Raw genomic sequence first — 18,948 nt, 5'->3', positions numbered from 1 at the left:
TAAACAAACTCTTTACAAATATAGATTATAATAACAAAAAAATATAAGGGGCCTTATGAAAAAAGTGTTAATTTTACTACTGATGACGTATGTATATAGTTTTGCATTTGAGAAACTTACTGTAGAAAATTTCGATTCAAAAATAAAAGGGAAAAATGTAATAGTTGATATTTACGCAGATTGGTGTCCCCCTTGTAAAATTGTTGCAAAAAATTTAGAAGAGTTTGATATTATAAAACCTGATAATGTAGAGATATACAAAGTTGATTTTGATAAACAAGCTGATATAGCATTTAAGTATGGTGTAAAGAGTTTACCAACACTTTTATTTTTTAAAGATGGAGAATTAGTTAGTTCTTCAGTTGGAGTAATAAGTCCAAAAAGATTACTTCAAAAATCAAAAGAAAACTTTTAATTAGTGGGTGAATTTATGAAGAAAATAGTTTTAATTTTATTAACAGCAATTTATGCCTTTGGCTTACAACTTAACTCTTTTTTAGAACCAGATGAAGCATTTCAAACAAAATTTGAGAAAAATGCTAATGGTGTTGTATTTTCATTAGTTTTAGGAAATGATATTTATTTATATGATGATAAGATAAAAGTTTTAATCACAAAACCTGAAAAGATAGATATAACAGAAGAAGTTAATATCCCTGAACCAATTCCTTATGAAGAGTGGATTGTACAATTTGATAATTTAAATATAACTATTCCACACTCTTTATTGAAATCTAAAATTGACTCAAAAGAGTATGAATTAGAAGTTAAGTTCCAAGGATGTTCAAAAGCAGGACTTTGCTACGCTCCAATGAGTAAAACTACAACAATAAATTTAGATGGAAATACTACTGAATTAAAAGCAGATGATAAAAAGATTGAATCTAAAGCTCAAGCTACTAAAGTAGAAACTAAAGAATCAAAAATAGAGTTAAATGAAACAGATACAATAGCAAATACTCTAAAAGATGGCTCAATTGTTTTAGTGTTAGCTACATTTTTTGGATTTGGATTATTACTTGCTTTAACACCATGTGTTTTCCCTATGATTCCAATTTTATCTTCAATTATTGTAAAAGCTGGTTCAAATGAGAAAATGAGTGCTTCAAAAGGATTTTTCTTATCACTTGTTTATGTTTTAGCAATGAGTTTAGCATATACAATAGCAGGAGTAATAGCTGGTTTATTTGGTGCGAACTTACAAGCTGCTTTACAAAACCCATGGGTGTTATCTGTATTTGCAGCAATTTTTGTGGCCTTAGCATTTTCAATGTTTGGATACTACCAAATAGAATTACCTCAAAGTATTCAAGCAAAAATAAATAAAACAACTGATGGTAAAGAGAACCAAGGAATTTTTGGAATAGCAATTATGGGATTCTTATCAGCTCTTATTGTTGGTCCTTGTGTTGCTCCACCACTTGCAGGAGCACTTGTTTATATTGGACAAACTGGTGATGCAGTTTTAGGTGGATTAGCACTATTTGTAATGAGTTTAGGAATGGGTGTTCCATTACTTCTAATAGGACTTGGGGCTGGTAAATTTATGCCAAAACCAGGTGGATGGATGGAGAATGTAACAAAAATCTTTGGAATAGTTATGCTTGCTGTTGCTATTTGGTTACTTGATAGAGTTTTAAATCCATCAATTACAATGACTTTATGGGCTTTATTATTTATAGGGTTTGCTGTTTATTTAAAAGTATATGAGCATATTTTAGTGAAAATCATCTCTATTGTGTCATTGATTTTAGGAGCAGTTTTATTAGTTGGAGCGATTAGTGGCGCAACTAATCCTTTAAATCCATTAGAAAAATTTACTTCAGGTAAAATAGCTGATTCTAAAAAATTAGAGTTCATTAAAGTCAAAAATCTTGCTCAATTAGAAGATGCCGTGAAAAAATCTTCAAAACCTGTGATGTTAGACTTTTGGGCAACATGGTGTGTTTCTTGTAAAGAGTTAGATAATATTACTTTTAAAGATGAAAGAGTAATGAAAGAGCTTGAAAAATTCACACTTTTAAAAGCTGATGTAACTGATAATAATGATGATGATAAAGCATTGCAAGCAAAATATGGAATAGTAGGTCCTCCTGCTTTAGTATTCTTTGATACAAATAATAATGAAATAAAATCTGCAAAAATTGTAGGGTATAAAAATCCTGAACAATTTTTAGAAATATTAAATAAAAACTTTTAAAAGGGATTTATTCCCTTTTAGTTATACTTCCTAAAAAATAAAGGCATTATTCGTGAATTATGAAACTATTTTAGGAAGTGTAGATTTTTTAGAATATTTAAGAGGTAAAAAAGCAACTTTTTTACTCTCTTGTAGTGTAACAAAAACTTGTGAAGTTCCTAACATATCTCAAGCTGGAATCCCTGGAAAATTATATCTTACACCTACACTTGACTCTGAGTTCTTATGTACAAAAGAGGTGCGAAGCTTAGATGATATTGCTCAAACACCAAAAGGTGTACCAACTCCTGCTCTTATTACAAGAGCTATTCATGAATTACATCCTTATTCAAATATTGAAATATTAGATTTAGGTTTACAAATAAAACCTAAACTTGATTTTTTTAAAGTTCATAATTTTGATTTAGAACCTAGTGAAAATATAGAAACAGGCGCTAATATTAATGCAATGGAAGTATTTCAAAAAGGTGTAGAATTTGGTTCATATTATGTAACAAATGATGATTATATAATTTTAGCTGAAAGTGTACCAAGTGGTACAACAACAGCAAATGCTGTTGCTAAAGTATTGGGATATGAATGTGAAGGTTATTTTTCTAGTTCATTTAAGAATAATCCTAATGATATAAAATCTCAGGTAATTTCAAGGGCACTAAATTTTATAAATCCAAATAGTGATATTTTCACAAAACTAGGGGTAGTCTCAGATAATATGATTTTATTTAATGCCGGATTTATCTTGGGAAGTAGAGCAAAAAATAGTAAAATTATATTAGCTGGTGGTACCCAAATGGCAGCTGTACTTTTAGTGGTGAATTCAATTCTTCAAAGTATGGAAGGAGAAATTGATTCTACAAATATAGCTTTATGTACAACAAGTTGGGTTAATAAAGATAAAAATTCAAATATTAAAGCTTTATTAGAACAATTAGATTTTAAAATAAATGCATATGCAAGTGATTTTGACTTTTCTTTATCTTCTCATGGAGCTTTAAAACTTTATGATGAAGGTGAAGCAAAAGAGGGTGTTGGCTGTGGTGGAGCATTGTGTTATGCTACACTTAATGGTCTATCAAAACAAGATATTACTACTAAAATAGAAACTCTTTTAGGATAAACTAAATGGAAGAGTTTGTATCAATATTTTTAAAAATGTTTTTTATTATGACACCTTTTTTTGTGTTGTCAGTTTTTTTAACAGTAACTAATGAAGCAACTATAAAAGAGAAAAAAGCTTTAGCTATAAAGGTTACTATTTCTGTAATTATTGTGAGTTTAATTTTAGTTTTTTTTGGAAAGCATATTTTTGAAATATTTGGTATTACTTTAGATGCATTTAGAATAGGAGCAGGGGCATTGCTGTTTTTATCTGCTGTTGATTTAATCAAAGGAAGTAAAGAGGGAACAAAAGCTCATCCTGATGATTTAAATGATTTAGCAGTAGTTCCTTTAGCAATTCCTATTACAATAGGTCCTGGAACAATAGGTATTTTACTTGTAATGGGAGCTACTTTTGAAAATACATCTTCTATGTTTACAGGAAGTTTAGCTCTTATAAGCGCTGTTTTAGTAATTGGTTTGATGCTTTATAGTTCAACTTTTATAGAAAAAGTTGTAGGCAAACAAGGACTTCTTGTAATATCTAAAATTACAGGTTTATTTTTAGCTGCACTTTCAGCTCAAATAGTTTTTACAGGAATTAAAAACTTCTTAGGATTATAATGAATATATTGTATTTTGGTGGACAAAAAAGCGGAAAAAGTTCACTTGCTAGTAAAAAAGCTTTAGAGTTGTCTTCTAATAAAAAACCAATTTATGTGGCTACTTATGATAACTCATTTGGTGATAAATCAATGCAAAATAGAATTGATAAACATATAAACGATAGAGAAAATGAATTTGACTCTATTGAAGAACCAAAAGATTTAACAAAAGTTATAAAAAAAGGTGAGACATATATTGTAGATTGTGTTTCTATGTGGCTTTTTAATAATTTACAAGAAAAAGAAGAAGATTTAAAGGAACAACTTAAAACAGTTTGCAATAAAGAAGCAAATATAGTTTTTGTATTAAATGATGTCTCTTGTGGAGTAATTCCTTTTGATAGCGAGTCAAGAAGATTCGTAGATTTTTCTGGCTTAATTGGACAAGAATTAGTAAGCTTATGTGATGAGGTTTATGAAGCAAAATATGGTTTGGAGAAAAGATTAAAATGAATAAAATTTTAAATGCTTTTTATTTTGCACTCTCATATTTTTCAATTATTCCTGTTTTTGTAAAAAACATGGAAATAAATAATGAAACATATAAATATACTTTAGCTTTACTTCCTTTAGTTGGAGTGATTTTAGCATCTGTTGTAATACTTCTTAACTTAGGATTAGTAGAATTATTTAATCCTTTATATGCTTCATTTGTTTGTGCAGTTGTGTATTTGGCTTTATATGGGTTTTTACATTTAGAAGCTGTTTGTGATGTGGTAGATGCTTGGTTTGCATCCCATGGAGGAAAAGATCCTTATAAAATCATGAAAGAACCTACAATAGGTGCTATTGGAGCATTATATGCTTTTAGTTTTGTTTTATTAAAAGTTGGTGCAATTACATATCTTTTATATGAAAAACAGTATATGTTGTTTTTTATAATATGTATTTTTTCAAGACTTAATTTTATATATTTATTGGGATATTTTAAATTTAGTAAAGATAGTTTTTTATCTTTAGCTTTTGCAGATGCTGGAGTATTTAAAGTAAAACTTTATAGTCTAGTTTATATTTTAATTGCATTCTTTGTTGTTCCAAATTCTCTTATTTTACTTTTTGTTTCGCTTCTTAGTTTTTTTATAATTTTAAGAACTTTAAATAAACAGTTTGGTTTTGTAAATGGTGACTGCCTAGGTTTTACTTTAGAGCATGTTGAATTGATTTTATTAAATTTTGCATTGGTGTTAGTAGTATGAAAACTTTTGAACATGGTGGTCAAATTGAAAAATTTGCACAGGAATTAAATTGTAAAATAAGTGAGGTAATAGATCTCTCTTCAAATATTAATTTTATTAAACCAAAAATTGATATAGATTTTAATGAACTAGATATCTCTTCTTATCCAACTTATGATAAATTATATGAAAAAATTGCAAAAAACTATGAAGTTACTTCTAGTCAAATAGAGTTATTTAATGGTGGAAGTAGTGCAATTTTTACTCTATTTAGGCATTTAGATTTAAGTCATTGTACTATATATTCTCCTGCTTATTTAGAGTATAAAAAAGCTTGTGTAAACTTTGCATACAATTTAAGAACTATAAATAGATTTGAAAATATATTTTTACCCTTAAAGGAAGATAGTTTAGTAGTTTTTGTGAACCCTTCTACTCCTGATGGTACTTATTATAATATTGATGAGCTAATGAAATATTGGATAAAACAAAATTGTACAGTTCTAATTGATGAGAGTTTTTTAGATTTCTGTGAAGGAGAATCAGCTATAAAATATATAAAAGAGTATGATAAATTATATATTTTAAAATCGATGACTAAGTTTTATTCAAGTGCAGGTATTCGAGTAGGAACTATTGTTTCAAATGAACAAAATATAGAGAAGTTAAAAAGATTTGAACCTCTATGGAAGCTATCTCAGTTTGATTCAATTTATTTACAAAAAGCATTAGAAGATAAGGGTTTTAAAACTATATCAAAAGCTATAAATGTGAAAAATAGATTGGAATTAGAAAATATATTAAAAGAGTCTAACTTAATAGAGCATATTTATCAAAGTAGTGCAAATTTTATTTTAGCAAAATTAAAAAATATCAATGCTAAAGAGTTTCAAAAGAGATTAAAACCCTATAAAATTATGATTAGAGATTGTTCAAATTTTGATTTTTTAGATGATAGTTTTGTTCGAATTGCAGTTAAAAGTTCCCTTGCAAATAAAGCTTTAAAAGAGGCACTTAAGCAGATATGTTAGTAGATAATAAATATTTAAAATATATCTCTTTTGGTATCTCTTTTTTATTTATTGTTTATGTAGTTTATATAATAGTAAGCTCTTTTTTTATAGTTAAAAATCAGTTTATAGATATTGGTGACTCAACTTATGTAAATCAAGTTAGAACTGATGAATATACTTTGAGATTAGCAAATTATTTGACAAAAGATTGTAAAGGGAATAGTTATTGTGAAGTTCAATCTATGTTGGATTTTGTAACTGAGATTCCTTATAAAATCAATGAATCAATTGCCAGAAGTTCAAAGCAAGTTGTTGAACAAAACTTTGGTGATTGTGATGATAAATCAAATCTTCTTATATCCATGCTAAAAGTAAAAGCTTATGATGATGTGTATTTTGTTTTAGTTCCTAAACATATATTTGTAATTATAAATATGAATAAACAAATACCTAATAAAAAAGCTCTATGGGTAAATCATAAACCTTATTATATTTTAGAAAGTACTGCTAAAGGCTCTTTGATTGGATTTAAATTGAAGTATAGACTTGATGAGATAGAAGCTATAATTGATCCATTTAAAAATAAAAAACTTATTATAGAAAACTTGGAGTATAGATAATGTCATTAATTAGTTTAGATTATAGTGAAATTATAAATGAAAATGTAGTAGATAAAAAGTTAGAGTTTTCTAAGTATTTATTAAAAGAACCATACAGTTTAGAATCTTTATTTGTATCAAAAGTTGAAGGTAAATCTATGGAGCCTGTGATAAATGATGAATCATTGGTAGTTGCAGATTTAAAACAAAATAAGTTTATAGATGAAAGTATTTTTTTAGTTTATTATGAAAATAGAATGTGGATTAAAAAATCAAAAATAATTGATGGTAAAGAGCATTTTGTCTCTATAAATAAAGACTATTCTCATTTAGTCTATAAAAAAGATGATGTAAGAATTATTGCAAAAGTGTTGTTAACTTTTACAAACTTTTAAAGGAAGTTTATTAATGAAAAATATAGTAATAACAGGTGCTTCAAATGGTATTGGAAAAGCAATAGCTAAATCTTTGAGGAAAAAATATAATATTATAAATATAGATATTGAAAAGAAAGATTTGAAAAAAGTAGATTTTTACAAGTGTGATTTATCACAAAAAGATGAACTTTTAAAAACAATAAAAAGTATAAAATCTAAATATGATTCTATTTTTGCTCTTATTAATAATGCAGCTTTAGCAAAATTCACTCCTTTGGAAAATCAAAGTATTGAAGATTGGGAAAAGATAATAGCAATAAATCTAACTGCTCCTTATATTTTATCAAAAGAGTTTTCAGCACTTTTAAAAGAATCAAAAGGGCATATTATAAATATCTCTTCAACAAGAGCTTTGATGAGTGAAAGTGGAACAGAAAGTTATAGTGCTTCAAAAGGTGGTATAAGTTCACTTACTCACGCACTTGCAGTTAGCTTATCTCCAACTGTAAAAGTAAACTCTATAAGTCCTGGTTGGATAAATACTGATGTTAATTATAAACCAACCAACAGTGATGATGAACAGCACTTAAGTGGAAGAGTTGGAACTCCTTTAGATATAGTTGATACTGTAAAATTCTTACTAAAAAATAGAGGTTTCATCACTGGTGAAAATATAGTTATTGATGGTGGGATGACTAGGAAGATGATTTATAAGGATTAAGGATTTATATTCAATCTCATAGAGACTGGAATTTTAATTGTAAATAAAGCTCCAAATTTAGTATTTTTTACTTTTATATCTCCTTTAAAATATTTTTTTATAATTTCGTAGGAAATATATAAACCTAATCCTGTACCTTGACTTTGGTGTTTTGTAGTAAAGTATATATCAAAAACCTTTTCTAGGTCTTCTTCTTTTATTCCACCTGCATTATCTTCTATTTCAATACATATATAATTTTCATTTTTATAAACTTTGATTTTTATCCATTTTTTTAACTCTTCTTTTTTATTTAATAGTAAAAAATCTTTTGAATTTGAAATAATATTTAAAAGAACTAAAGAAAATTTTTGAGTATCACCAAAAATAAATAGCTTTGAGTCTATAATCTCTTTAGTTATTTTTATTTTATTGTGTCTAAAATTATGTTTTAACACCAGTAGAGTTTGATTTATATGCTTAACTTTCGCACCTAAAACCAAGCAATTTTCCAGTCACATCTCTTAATAGATCAATGATAGCTGTAAAATCCTCATTTCTATTGACAACTTCTTCAATTTTTGCAATCTCATCTAAAATAGCTAAAAATGCTTGCATAGCTATTGCTAGAGTATGAAGTTCACATTCTAAATCTTTAAACAATCCACCAATTGTTTTAGGTTCATTGCTGATACGATTTATATAGCTAACAACATTGTATGTAAAAAAAGATAGTGTAATTCTGGCTATCAAAGCTTCATAGATTCGATTCTCTTCTTTTCCGAATCCAAAGTGTTCACGAAGTTCTTTATACCCTTGTTCTATATCCCATCGTCTTTTATAAATATCTATAATCTCTTCATCACTAAGTATAAGATTGGTTGATACGATTGGTATTAAATTCTCTTTTGTTTTTATAAAAACAATTTTTAATTTACCAGCTTTTTTATGTTCAACTATGGTTGAAAAATACTCAAACTTTATCTTTTTGCCATATTGACCCATCTTGATAGATTTAAGCTTTTTAAATTTGTTATAGATGCCATCAAGGGTCTTTTTCTCTCCTGTAAAATTCCATATCCTGTCATTGTTTACCATTCTTGAAATGACTTGCAATCCAAGTTCATTCATAGTTTCTATAAATACAGGTTTAGAATACCAGCTATCTACAAGCAGATAATCTGCATATATACCACTAGCTACTGCTCTTTTAATCATCTCTATAGCAATTTGTGATTTCCCTTTTAAGCTTTCCAATCTTCGCTTATGTGCATTGGTTCGATGATCAATAATATTTGTAAACTCTTCTATCTTTACCCTTGCATAACTGTTCATAGCAATTGCAAAGTCCAACATAAAATTTGAATAACCATCACTATAGTTTAGTGATACAACATTTACACCTCTGATTTTTCTCTTTGCTTTATTGCTCCAAAGGTTGTCACAACTTCCCTCTATATTTTTACCAACTTTATCTTCAACAGTATCATCAAGTATAAGAACTCTTACTAGCTTTGAATCTTGCACTTTATGAAGTAGTGATAAGATCTTTAAAGAACTAAGAGATAATAGTTTTCTCCAATTATAAGAAGTATTGGAAAGTAATCGATAATATACATCTTTTTTGAAACTATCATTACTTTGATCCATAAAGGTTGATATTTTTTTATTCATAACCAGCATATATACAAAATGTAATACAACCATATGAACAGCAACTCCCTCTTTTTTAGAAAAATTGCTCTTGGTTAAAATAGTTTTCATATTTAACAAACGTAATGTTTCATAGATTGGATTTTTTAACTTATCGTTTATAATACCGATGATCTTGGATTCTATCTGCATTCTTACCCTTTAATATAATAGATATTATAGCTAAAAGTGCCTATTTAAGGGCTTTATTGAGAGTTCAAAATAGAAAAATATCATAGAAAAACAACTAAATTATTTTTATGTCAACAAGGATAAGATTATTAACTAAAGGAGTAATGTTTTAGGGAGATTTAGCTACAATTTTAATCAATTTAACGTGCGAAAGTTAAGTTATATGATTTTCTAAGTCAATATTTGTACAATTTTCTTCTTGTTTTAAGAAATCAGTAAAATTATTGATTGTTGAAGATAGATAGTTTGTTTTTTTTATTATTTCATCAAGTTGAGTTAAGTTTTGTTTTTCATTTTTAATTCCTAACTCTTTTTCTAGTTTTAATGCACTAGCAATTGTTGAAATTACTGATAATGGCTGTCTCCATTGGTGAGCAATATTAGACATCATTTCAGTCATTTGTTTTATATGAAATTGTTGTTCAAGTAATTTATCTTTTTTTCTATTCTCTTTTAATGCTTTATTGATTTTTTCTTCTAAGGTTTGATTTAGTTCTTTAAGCTCTTTCTCTTTTTTATTAGCTCTTCTAATTGATGGAATTACAATTATTAATGCTTCAAATAATAAGGTCAATAAAGTTCCAAAAAGTATAAATCTCTCTCGATTATGTAATTGTTTTATTTTATCTTCACTTTCTTTTTCAAATAAGTAAACGGCATCATTTAGTTTAGGAAGTAAATCATAAGATATACTTTCTATCTCTTTTAGTAAGATATAGTTTGGATTTATATAAAATTTATTTAAAAGGCCAACATAGTTTTGAACTTTTGTATGTAAATTAGTAGGCTTATCAAAATAAGTCTTGTATGTAGCATCAGAATTTAGATTTTTTATAATATATTCATGATCACTTTTCATTAAATCTATTAATTCTTTTAAGTGGTTTTTTAAAAGTATATCTTTTGATTCAAAATATCTTTTAGCAATTAATGTAGTCTTTTGGGATAACATTCTTTGCTTACCACTTAAATTAATAATCTTTCCATAAATCTCTTGACTATTAATCATTTTTGTCATTGTAAAATATGCAAAAAAAGACCATCCAGCAAGAGTTATAAAAACAATAATATAGATATTTTTTAAGTCAAAGACTTTTTTTATAGAATTTTTCATATTTTTTTCTTTATTTTAAGTAATAATACATATACTTAACTCAAAATTATAACAATTTATACTAGAAAAATAAAGTAAATACTGTATATAAAATATAAAAATAATAAATTAATATGGAAAAATAAATATTGAAGAAACTAAAAAATATATCTATTCTAGGTACTAGTAGTGATGCTGGAAAATCAACACTAACTTTTGTGATAGCAAAAATACTACAAAATAATGGCTATAAAACAATTCCTTTTAAAGCACAAAATGTATCAAATAATTCTCATGTTTGTGATGACAAAAGTGAAATAGCAATTGCTCAATACTTTCAAAGTGAAGTTTTAGGTGAAAAAACTTCATATCATCTAAATCCAGTTTTATTAAAATCTGGAAGAGGAAGTAGTGCTTCATTAATAGTTGAAGGTAAAGTTGTAAGCGATAAAGATGTAAGAGAATATTATAGAGACTTAGACTTACTAAAACCTGCTGTTAAAAGATGTTTTGAATACTTAGATTCAAAATATGATTGTATAGTAGCTGAGGGGGCTGGAAGTCCAGTAGAATTAAATCTTATGGATAAAGACTTGTCAAATATTTTTATAGCAGATACTTACAACACAAAGATTATATTAGTAGCTGATATAGAAAAAGGTGGAGTATTTGCTTCTATTTGGGGAGTTTATAATCTACTTCCTAAAAAGTTAAGAAACAATGTAATAGGAGTTATTGTTAATAAGTTTAGAGGTGATATGACACTTTTTGATGAAGGTGTTAGAATCATAGAAGAAGAGTTTAAAATCCCAGTTTTAGGAGTATTACCTTATGAGCCTTTTAATTTAGGTTTTGAAGATAGTGCTAGTTTACAAAACTTTGTTCAAAGTAAAAATGAAGTGAAGATTAGAGTAGGGGTAATAGCTTATCCTCATATGAGTAATTACAATGATTTTGAGGTTTTGATAGCTGATGAAGAAATACTTGTAGAGTTTGTTAGTTCAAATATTTCACTTGATAAATTTGATGTAATAGTTTTACCTGGAAGTAAACTTGTAATAAAAGATTTACAATGGCTAAAACAAAATGGCTTATTTGAGCAAATTAATGAATATAAAAAACATATTTTTACTATTTGTGGTGGATATGAAATGATGTTTGAAAAATTAGATGATAGTTTATGTATTGAAAATATCAAGCCAATTGTAGAAGATGGTTTTGGAGTTATTCCTGATGATATAGTGTTTGAGAAGACTAAAATTTTAGAGAAAAAATCTTATGAAATTTTTGGATATAAAGTTGATGGATTTGAAATACATCATGGTGTTTCTAAAAAAGATATGATGTTTTATGAGGGTGAGAAGTTCAAAGGTACATTTGTTCATGAAATATTTAATGATGATAAATTTAGAAATGATTACTTCAAATCTATAAATAGTGAGTATATAGGTTTTAACTTTAGTGAATATAAGAAAAATAGAGTTGATAGTTTTGTAAAAAGAATGGAAGAACATCTTGATGTTGATAGGATAATATCTAGTGTTTTATAGTATTGCATTATTTGCCTATATAATTGATTTTATATTTGCAGAATTTCCTCAGATAAAATATAAGCATCCTATTATATTTATGGGTGATTATATAAAGTGGTTTGAAAAGAAGTTCTATAAAGATTCTATACTTCAAGGTAGTTTTTTAACTATCAGTTTAGTCTCAATAATATTTATTATTAGTTTTTTTATTTCACTTATTGATAATGTAGTTATATTGGGCTTTTTAGCCTCTTTTACAATTTCACATAAAATGCTTTTTGACACAGTAAAAGATGTAATTAGTAGTGATAAAATTGATATAAAAAGAGAAAAGATCTCTATGCTAGTTAGTCGTGATACTAGTGATTTAAGTGATAGTGATGTAAATAAAGCAGCTATTGAAACATATGCAGAAAATCTAAGTGATGGAGTGATTGCACCATTGTTTTATTTAGTATGTTTTGGAATAGTTGGAGCTTTTGTTTATAAAGCTATTAATACCCTTGATTCTATGGTTGGATATAGAAATGATAGATATGAAAAGTTTGGTAAGGTAAGTGCTAAGTTAGATGATATAGTAAATTATATACCAGCTAGAATAACAGCAGTTTTAATTTCTATCTTATTACAGAGTAAAAAAGCATTTGAAAAGTTTAGTAAATATGGTAAAAAACATGAAAGTTTAAATGCTGGACTTCCTATCTCAGCAATGGCACTAGCTATAAATGTTAAACTAGGAGGACCCACTTCATATTTTGGTAAGGTTAAGGAAAAACCTTATTTTGGAGATGGAAAAGAAAATATTGAAAAAAGTGATGTATTAAAGTCACTCGATTTAAAAAAACGATTAGATATTTTTATAATAGTTATATTGATTTTAGGAGTTATAATTTGACTTATAATGAATGGTTTGAAAAACAAGGTAAACTTCATGCAGATGTAATGAAGAAACTTGTTGATAAAAGCGTTGATGAGGTAATCGAGTATTTTAGATTTGAAAATATGGTGAAAAATGAGCCAGATTTCTGTCCTTTATATAAAGAGAATAAAAAGTGTCATGATTATGAAGAACTAAACTGTTATTTATGTGCCTGTCCAAACTTTAGATTTAAAGATGAGGGATTTGAAGTAACACCTGAGGGTAAAACTTTATATTCAACTTGTGGAATAAACTCAAAAGATGGTTCTCAATATATTGGTGATGATTATATTCATCAAAATTGTTCTGGATGTATTGTTCCTCATAGGGAAAAATATATTAAAAAACATTTTTCACGAAATTGGTTCGAAGTTATGAACAAAGTTAGATGTGACAAAGGTAACTAAAGTTACTTTGTCATATCAATTATAAAGTAGTTTTTCCCATTTTCATACTTATGTAGTAATTTATACCCATGCATATTTACAATTGTTTTTACAATATATAATCCAAGTCCAAATCCATCAGACCTCTTTTCTTCCTGAGAAAAAGCTTCTGTATAATACTCCAATTCATTTTTTAATGGTTCACCAAGTGAACTAATCTCAATTTTTTCTTTATTTGCATTTATAACTGCATTTTTATTCGGAGAGAATTTAATGGCGTTGTCTATTAAGTTTTTAAGTGCAATTGAGAACATATAACTATCAGCTTCAAATGTAAAGTCTCTGATTTTAGCTGTTATATTTTCTGGATTTATCATCATAATTTCTAATGTTTTAGTATAAATATTAAAAAATCTTGTTACTTCTTTATAAATTATTGTATTTTGAGAAGTTAGTTTTTCTACCGTAGCTAACTCTTTGATAATATCATCCATTCTTTTAAATGCTTTTTGAAGGTTTTCTCTTGTTTTATCATCATCAAGTGTTTCAGCAATAAACATAGCTTTTGTAATTGGTGTTTTAAGTTCATGCATCATATTACGCATAAACAGATCTTTAGATTTTGATTGATTATTTATAGTTTTTATAGCTTCATCAAAACTTTTAGCAATAGTTCCAATTTCATCATTACTTATACATTTTATTTTTATATCTTTTTTTCCATTGGAAAACTCGATAATTTGCTTATTTAATATTTTTAATGGTTTTAATTTTCTTTTTAATATTTCATACAAAAATAAGAAGGTAATTATTGAAATAATAAATCCTATAATAATAACAGCCATACTATATCTATGATTTCTTGCATCTTTTAGCATTATATTGTAACCAAATTGCTGAACATAAATATAATAATCCTCATTATATTTATATACTCTATATGTTCCTAAATAGGTTTGAGTGATTGTTAATTCTTGGGCTTTTTTAATTATTTCTAACTTCTCTTCTCTTTCTTGTACAGGAGAAACTCTAAATTTTTTATATAAATCCAATAGAGTATCGCTAGTAGGTTGGTTTTGAAAAGCGGTTAAGAAATTTTCAGCAATTAGTTCATATCTATTTTGTAAAGAGAGTTCATGTTTTTGCTTATCATAAGTCATAAACATGGCAAATGTTATAAAAATAGATAAAAAAGCTAGGGAAAATATAATATTAACAAAAGTAGAAATGGAGATATTTTTTATCATATTAACTGATATCCAATACCTCTTACAGATTTTATGTATGTTTTTGAATCATCAATTCTTGATAATTTTGTTCTAATTCTTGAAATAATTACATCAATATTTTTTAAAGACGAATCATCTTCAATATTGTCACTTGCATAAATAAAATCTTCTCTAGCTACTACTCCATGATTTCTTTGTATAAGTAGTTTTAAAATATCATATTCTGCTAAAGTTAAAGTAAGGGCTTCACCCTTAAAATATATTTGCATATCATTTTCTCTAACTTCAAATATACTAATAGGAGTATTGTCATCTTTTGATTTTGAAGAATTCGAATCCATTCTTTTTAAAATAGTTTTAATCCTAGCTTGTAATTCTCTTGGATTATAAGGTTTTGGTAAATAATCATCAGCACCTCGCTCTAATCCCATAACTTTATCTAAAATATCATCTCTAGCACTTGAGATAATAATAGGAATATCTGATTTTTCTCTAATTTTTGGGATTAATTCTAATCCATCAATTTCTGGTAGAGTTAAATCTAAGATTAAAAGTTCAAAATCTTTATTTACACTTATCATAGATAAGCCCGTATATGGGCTATCTATATTAGTAACTTCAATATCAAATGATTTTAAATAGTCAGTGATGATTTGAGCAAGTTCTAAATCATCTTCTATCATTAATACTTTTATTATAGGGAATCCTTTTTTATTTAATTACAAATAGAATTGTTTGACCATATCTATTTACGTAAATTCTTTTGTGTTTATTAGCATATTTTTTTAATGCTGTTTCAACATTTGTAAAATTTTTAACTTCAATATCTTCAATTTGAATAATAATATCACCTGCTTGGAAACCAGTTTTTTCTGCATTTGATTTAGGTTCAACTGAAGAGATTAAAATACCATTTATTCCTGAAGGCAATCTATATTTCTTTTGATTTTCTAAATTAATCTCACTTAATGTAAGTCCACCTAAAACTTTTCCATTATCACTTTGAATTTTGATTAAACCTGCTCTATCACCTAAAACAATATCTAACTCAATATTCTTACCATTTCTTTCTAATTTTATCTCAACTTCTTGATCTGGTTTAAACGAAGCAATTATATTTTGTAAAGATGTTCTATCAACTACTTTTTTACCATCAACTGAGTAGATTAAATCTCCTCTTTTTAAACCATATTTATGAGCAGGAGTATCTTCAGCTACATCAAGTACTAAAGCCCCTTGTTTTTTTCTATAAACTTTTGCTGTATCACTATCTAAATCACTAATAGATACACCTAAGTATCCTCTAGTAACTTTCCCATCTTCAACAAGTTTTTTTACTACATCTTTTACCATAGCAACTGGAATTGCAAATCCAATACCATTATTACCACCTGATTTTGAGATGATGGCAGTATTAATACCAATTAAAGCACCTCTTGAATCAACTAAAGCACCACCAGAGTTTCCAGGGTTTATAGAAGCATCAGTTTGAATATAGTTTTCATATCTATTAATTCCAACTTTATTTTTGTTAAGGGCTGAAATAATACCTTGAGTTACTGTACTACCAATACCAAATGGATTACCAATAGCAAAAATCATATCACCAATTTTTAAATCAGTTGAATCACCTAATTTAATTGGAGTTAAATTTTTACCTTCAATTTTTATAACGGCTAAATCACTATCAGAATCTTTACCAATTAATTTTGCATTATACTCTGTTGTATCATCACCTATTGTTACAGTGATCTCTTCAGCGTTTTCAATTACGTGATTATTTGTAACTATATATCCATCTTTTGAAAGTATAACACCAGATCCTAAAGATCTTTGAATTCTATTTTGTTTAAATTGTTGACCAAATTGGTCTCCAAAAAATCTTTGGAAAAATGGGTCATTGAACATTTGTAAAGGCAGATTATTTATTGAATTATTTACATGTCTTTTTGCTGAGATATTTACAATAGAATGAATAGAATCTTTTATACTATCATTAAACGATAAAATTTGATTTTGTGTATTTGGAACAACTCTTTGTGGATTTTTATCCATTATTTCAAAATCTATTGAATCTGCAAATAGTTGAGAAACAAGTAATGTTGAAACAATAAAAAGCATTTTTTTCACTTCACGTCCTTTTAAATTTTTTATATTTTAGATTGTAAAGTATTAGAGTAAACTATTTTTCAATCAATAGTTAATAAAAAGTTAACTAAAACAGGGCATTAAAGCCCTATTTTATATCTTATAAATCAGTTTTTAAAACTGCACCAGAACTTGCGTTTGTAACTAATGCTCTATATTGTCCTAACCAAGAAGAGTTAAGAGGCTTTTTAAGAGGTTTGAAGTTTGCTTTTCTTTTTGCAATCTCTTCATCACTTAAATTTACCGATAAAATATATTGGTCAACATCAATATGAATTTCATCACCATCTTGTAGTAAACCAATCATACCACCTTCTGCTGCTTCTGGACTTACGTGACCAATACTTGCACCTCTAGTAGCCCCACTAAATCTACCATCAGTAATTAATGCAACTTTATCTCCAAGTCCCATTCCCATAATAAGTGAAGTAGGAGCTAACATCTCTTGCATACCTGGACCACCTTTTGGTCCTTCATATCTAATAACTACAACATCACCAGCTTTTACTTTACCTTCTACAATACCTTTGATAGCTTCAGGTTGTCCATCAAAACATACAGCTTTTCCTGTGAAAACTCTATCCCCTGTAATACCAGCAGTTTTAATTACAGCACCTTGCTCTGCTAAGTTACCATATAAAATAGCTAATCCTCCAACTTCACTATATGGATTATCTATTGTATGAATAATATTTGTATCTTTGATATATGCATCAGCAATTTTTTCTAAAGTTGACTCACCAGTGATTGTTAAGTTATCAATTAAGATATCATCACCTCTTTTTGTCATCTCTTTCATAACTGCATTAACTCCACCAGCTTTATTAATATCTTCCATGTGAACAGTTGATAAAGATGGAGAAATCTTAGCAATATGAGAAACTTTTTTAGAGATACTATTAATATCTTCTAAATTGAAGTTTACTTTTGCTTCTTTTGCAATTGCTAACATATGTAAAACTGTATTAGATGAACCACCCATTGCCATATCAACAGCAAATGCATTTCTTACAGCGTTCTCATTTAAGATATTAGTTAATCTGTATTTTTCTCTTGATTGTTCATCTTTTGCAATTTCACAAATTCTTCTAGCTGCTTTTCTGTACAACTCTTCTCTTTCAGGCGTTAATGCTAAGATAGTACCATTTCCAGGAAGTGCAATTCCCATTGCTTCCATAAGTGTATTCATAGAGTTTGCTGTAAACATACCAGAACATGAACCACCACTTGGACATGCATTACACTCAATATCTTTTAACTCTTCATCACTCATATCACCTTTTTCATGTTTACCAACAGCTTCAAAAGCAGTTGCTAAATCAATAGGAGTTCCATCTTTTGTATAACCTTTTTCCATTGGACCACCTGATACAAATACAGTAGGAACATCAACTCTTAATGCACCCATAATCATACCTGGTACAATTTTGTCACAGTTAGGAATAGCAATCATTGCATCTAATTTATGTGCATTCATTACAGTTTCAATAGAGTTTGCAATTAATTCTCTTGATGGAAGAGAAAATAACATACCATCATGTCCCATAGCTATACCATCATCCACACCAATTGTATTGAATTCAAATGGTACACAACCATTTGCTTTAATCTCTTCTTTTATAATTGCTGATACTTTATCTAAGAAAAAGTGTCCAGGAATTAATTCAATAAAAGAGTTTGCAACTCCAATAAATGGTTTATCAAAATCTTCGTCTTTTAAACCAGTAGCTCTTAATAATGATCTATGAGGCGTTCTATCAAACCCTTTTTTTACTTCATCACTTCTCAATTTATATCCTTTTTTACGGCTTTTTTATGGCATGCATTATACATTTTTTGATTTTCATTTTTTATTAAATGAGAAAATTTTTAAATTTTTTTAAAAAACTCTTGACAAAGAAAAAAAAATCTATTATAATTCCAGTCCAAT

At 27.3% G+C, this 18,948-nt stretch carries 20 protein-coding genes; 13 read left to right on the top strand and 7 right to left on the bottom strand.

The window, feature by feature from the left end:
• Nucleotides 1-55: 55 nt before the first annotated feature.
• From APAC_RS12160 to APAC_RS12115, 10 genes are read left to right on the top strand one after another with little or no spacing between them, the layout of a single operon-like run.
• Nucleotides 56-415 carry a thioredoxin domain-containing protein gene (locus APAC_RS12160; protein WP_130234362.1) on the top strand — a complete coding sequence of 120 codons (360 nt, stop codon included), beginning with the start codon at nucleotides 56-58 and terminating at the stop codon, nucleotides 413-415.
• 15 nt (nucleotides 416-430) lie between these two features.
• Nucleotides 431-2,200 carry a protein-disulfide reductase DsbD gene (dsbD, locus tag APAC_RS12155; protein ID WP_130234361.1) on the top strand — a complete coding sequence of 590 codons (1,770 nt, stop codon included), beginning with the start codon at nucleotides 431-433 and terminating at the stop codon, nucleotides 2,198-2,200.
• 52 nt (nucleotides 2,201-2,252) lie between these two features.
• Nucleotides 2,253-3,317 (top strand): nicotinate mononucleotide-dependent phosphoribosyltransferase CobT, encoded by a 1,065-nt coding sequence (gene cobT, locus APAC_RS12150; protein ID WP_130234360.1) that lies wholly within the window; start codon nucleotides 2,253-2,255, stop codon nucleotides 3,315-3,317.
• A 5-nt stretch (nucleotides 3,318-3,322) separates the two neighbouring features.
• On the top strand, nucleotides 3,323-3,922 hold the full coding sequence (locus APAC_RS12145; protein WP_130234359.1) for a MarC family protein: 600 nt from the start codon (nucleotides 3,323-3,325) through the stop codon (nucleotides 3,920-3,922).
• Nucleotides 3,922-4,416, top strand: coding sequence for a bifunctional adenosylcobinamide kinase/adenosylcobinamide-phosphate guanylyltransferase (locus APAC_RS12140; protein WP_130234358.1), 495 nt, complete (start codon nucleotides 3,922-3,924; stop codon nucleotides 4,414-4,416). The genes APAC_RS12145 and APAC_RS12140 overlap by 1 nt, the downstream gene beginning before the upstream one ends.
• A complete protein-coding gene (locus APAC_RS12135) occupies nucleotides 4,413-5,159 on the top strand; it encodes an adenosylcobinamide-GDP ribazoletransferase (RefSeq protein WP_130234357.1) in 747 nt (248 codons plus the stop codon). Before APAC_RS12140 ends, APAC_RS12135 begins: the two co-directional genes overlap by 4 nt.
• Complete coding sequence (locus APAC_RS12130; protein WP_130234356.1) at nucleotides 5,156-6,169, top strand: aminotransferase class I/II-fold pyridoxal phosphate-dependent enzyme; 1,014 nt, start codon at nucleotides 5,156-5,158, stop codon at nucleotides 6,167-6,169. The genes APAC_RS12135 and APAC_RS12130 overlap by 4 nt, the downstream gene beginning before the upstream one ends.
• Entirely contained in the window at nucleotides 6,163-6,771 is a 609-nt protein-coding gene (locus APAC_RS12125; protein ID WP_130234355.1) for a hypothetical protein, read from the top strand. Before APAC_RS12130 ends, APAC_RS12125 begins: the two co-directional genes overlap by 7 nt.
• Nucleotides 6,771-7,145 (top strand): S24 family peptidase, encoded by a 375-nt coding sequence (locus APAC_RS12120; protein ID WP_130234354.1) that lies wholly within the window; start codon nucleotides 6,771-6,773, stop codon nucleotides 7,143-7,145. The genes APAC_RS12125 and APAC_RS12120 overlap by 1 nt, the downstream gene beginning before the upstream one ends.
• A gap of 13 nt (nucleotides 7,146-7,158) precedes the next feature.
• Nucleotides 7,159-7,848, top strand: a complete 690-nt coding sequence (locus tag APAC_RS12115) for an SDR family oxidoreductase (protein WP_130234353.1) — start codon at nucleotides 7,159-7,161, stop codon at nucleotides 7,846-7,848.
• On the opposite strand, the gene APAC_RS12110 is transcribed toward APAC_RS12115, so the two are convergent.
• The 3 genes from APAC_RS12110 to APAC_RS12100 form a co-directional block, all read right to left on the bottom strand.
• Nucleotides 7,845-8,330: a sensor histidine kinase gene (locus tag APAC_RS12110; RefSeq protein ID WP_170170168.1), complete on the bottom strand. Its 486-nt coding sequence runs from the start codon at nucleotides 8,328-8,330 to the stop codon at nucleotides 7,845-7,847. The genes APAC_RS12115 and APAC_RS12110 overlap by 4 nt on opposite strands.
• Nucleotides 8,308-9,672 (bottom strand): IS4 family transposase, encoded by a 1,365-nt coding sequence (locus APAC_RS12105; RefSeq protein ID WP_130232179.1) that lies wholly within the window; start codon nucleotides 9,670-9,672, stop codon nucleotides 8,308-8,310. The genes APAC_RS12110 and APAC_RS12105 overlap by 23 nt, the downstream gene beginning before the upstream one ends.
• A gap of 193 nt (nucleotides 9,673-9,865) precedes the next feature.
• Nucleotides 9,866-10,825, bottom strand: coding sequence for a histidine kinase dimerization/phospho-acceptor domain-containing protein (locus tag APAC_RS12100; RefSeq protein ID WP_130234351.1), 960 nt, complete (start codon nucleotides 10,823-10,825; stop codon nucleotides 9,866-9,868).
• Nucleotides 10,826-10,953: 128 nt separating this feature from the next.
• Between APAC_RS12100 and APAC_RS12095 the strand changes: the two genes are divergently transcribed.
• From APAC_RS12095 to APAC_RS12085, 3 genes are read left to right on the top strand one after another with little or no spacing between them, the layout of a single operon-like run.
• Nucleotides 10,954-12,354 carry a cobyric acid synthase gene (locus tag APAC_RS12095; protein ID WP_130234350.1) on the top strand — a complete coding sequence of 467 codons (1,401 nt, stop codon included), beginning with the start codon at nucleotides 10,954-10,956 and terminating at the stop codon, nucleotides 12,352-12,354.
• Nucleotides 12,344-13,231 (top strand): adenosylcobinamide-phosphate synthase CbiB, encoded by an 888-nt coding sequence (gene cbiB, locus APAC_RS12090; RefSeq protein ID WP_130234349.1) that lies wholly within the window; start codon nucleotides 12,344-12,346, stop codon nucleotides 13,229-13,231. The genes APAC_RS12095 and cbiB overlap by 11 nt, the downstream gene beginning before the upstream one ends.
• Complete coding sequence (locus APAC_RS12085; protein WP_130234348.1) at nucleotides 13,228-13,662, top strand: hypothetical protein; 435 nt, start codon at nucleotides 13,228-13,230, stop codon at nucleotides 13,660-13,662. The genes cbiB and APAC_RS12085 overlap by 4 nt, the downstream gene beginning before the upstream one ends.
• A gap of 2 nt (nucleotides 13,663-13,664) precedes the next feature.
• Here the strand turns inward: APAC_RS12085 and APAC_RS12080 are convergent, their stop codons facing one another.
• The 4 genes from APAC_RS12080 to ilvD all read right to left on the bottom strand — a co-directional run bounded on the left by APAC_RS12080 (nucleotide 13,665) and on the right by ilvD (nucleotide 18,807).
• A complete protein-coding gene (locus APAC_RS12080) occupies nucleotides 13,665-14,888 on the bottom strand; it encodes an ArsS family sensor histidine kinase (protein ID WP_130234347.1) in 1,224 nt (407 codons plus the stop codon).
• On the bottom strand, nucleotides 14,885-15,568 hold the full coding sequence (locus APAC_RS12075) for a response regulator transcription factor (protein WP_228255970.1): 684 nt from the start codon (nucleotides 15,566-15,568) through the stop codon (nucleotides 14,885-14,887). Before APAC_RS12075 ends, APAC_RS12080 begins: the two co-directional genes overlap by 4 nt.
• 13 nt (nucleotides 15,569-15,581) lie before the next feature.
• Nucleotides 15,582-16,991, bottom strand: coding sequence for a Do family serine endopeptidase (locus tag APAC_RS12070; protein WP_188353785.1), 1,410 nt, complete (start codon nucleotides 16,989-16,991; stop codon nucleotides 15,582-15,584).
• 127 nt (nucleotides 16,992-17,118) lie between these two features.
• Nucleotides 17,119-18,807 (bottom strand): dihydroxy-acid dehydratase, encoded by a 1,689-nt coding sequence (gene ilvD / locus APAC_RS12065; RefSeq protein WP_130234344.1) that lies wholly within the window; start codon nucleotides 18,805-18,807, stop codon nucleotides 17,119-17,121.
• Between the last annotated feature and the right edge of the window lie 141 nt (nucleotides 18,808-18,948).

The organism is Malaciobacter pacificus (assembly GCF_004214795.1).
GTDB classification, from domain to species: Bacteria; Campylobacterota; Campylobacteria; order Campylobacterales; family Arcobacteraceae; genus Malaciobacter_A; species Malaciobacter_A pacificus.
This window is presented reverse-complemented; position numbering and strand designations above follow the sequence as displayed.

What these genes read in the sequence shown, in the direction of transcription:
- APAC_RS12145 (WP_130234359.1), top strand. Translation starts at nt 3,323, where the DNA reads ATGGAAGAGTTTGTATCAATATTTTTAAAAATGTTTTTTATTATGACA.
- APAC_RS12135 (WP_130234357.1), top strand. Translation starts at nt 4,413, where the DNA reads ATGAATAAAATTTTAAATGCTTTTTATTTTGCACTCTCATATTTTTCA.
- APAC_RS12115 (WP_130234353.1), top strand. Translation starts at nt 7,159, where the DNA reads ATGAAAAATATAGTAATAACAGGTGCTTCAAATGGTATTGGAAAAGCA.
- APAC_RS12120 (WP_130234354.1), top strand. Translation starts at nt 6,771, where the DNA reads ATGTCATTAATTAGTTTAGATTATAGTGAAATTATAAATGAAAATGTA.
- APAC_RS12080 (WP_130234347.1), bottom strand. Translation starts at nt 14,888, where the DNA reads ATGATAAAAAATATCTCCATTTCTACTTTTGTTAATATTATATTTTCC.
- APAC_RS12130 (WP_130234356.1), top strand. Translation starts at nt 5,156, where the DNA reads ATGAAAACTTTTGAACATGGTGGTCAAATTGAAAAATTTGCACAGGAA.
- APAC_RS12160 (WP_130234362.1), top strand. Translation starts at nt 56, where the DNA reads ATGAAAAAAGTGTTAATTTTACTACTGATGACGTATGTATATAGTTTT.
- APAC_RS12140 (WP_130234358.1), top strand. Translation starts at nt 3,922, where the DNA reads ATGAATATATTGTATTTTGGTGGACAAAAAAGCGGAAAAAGTTCACTT.
- APAC_RS12100 (WP_130234351.1), bottom strand. Translation starts at nt 10,825, where the DNA reads ATGAAAAATTCTATAAAAAAAGTCTTTGACTTAAAAAATATCTATATT.
- APAC_RS12105 (WP_130232179.1), bottom strand. Translation starts at nt 9,672, where the DNA reads ATGCAGATAGAATCCAAGATCATCGGTATTATAAACGATAAGTTAAAA.
- APAC_RS12125 (WP_130234355.1), top strand. Translation starts at nt 6,163, where the DNA reads ATGTTAGTAGATAATAAATATTTAAAATATATCTCTTTTGGTATCTCT.
- dsbD (WP_130234361.1), top strand. Translation starts at nt 431, where the DNA reads ATGAAGAAAATAGTTTTAATTTTATTAACAGCAATTTATGCCTTTGGC.
- APAC_RS12070 (WP_188353785.1), bottom strand. Translation starts at nt 16,991, where the DNA reads ATGCTTTTTATTGTTTCAACATTACTTGTTTCTCAACTATTTGCAGAT.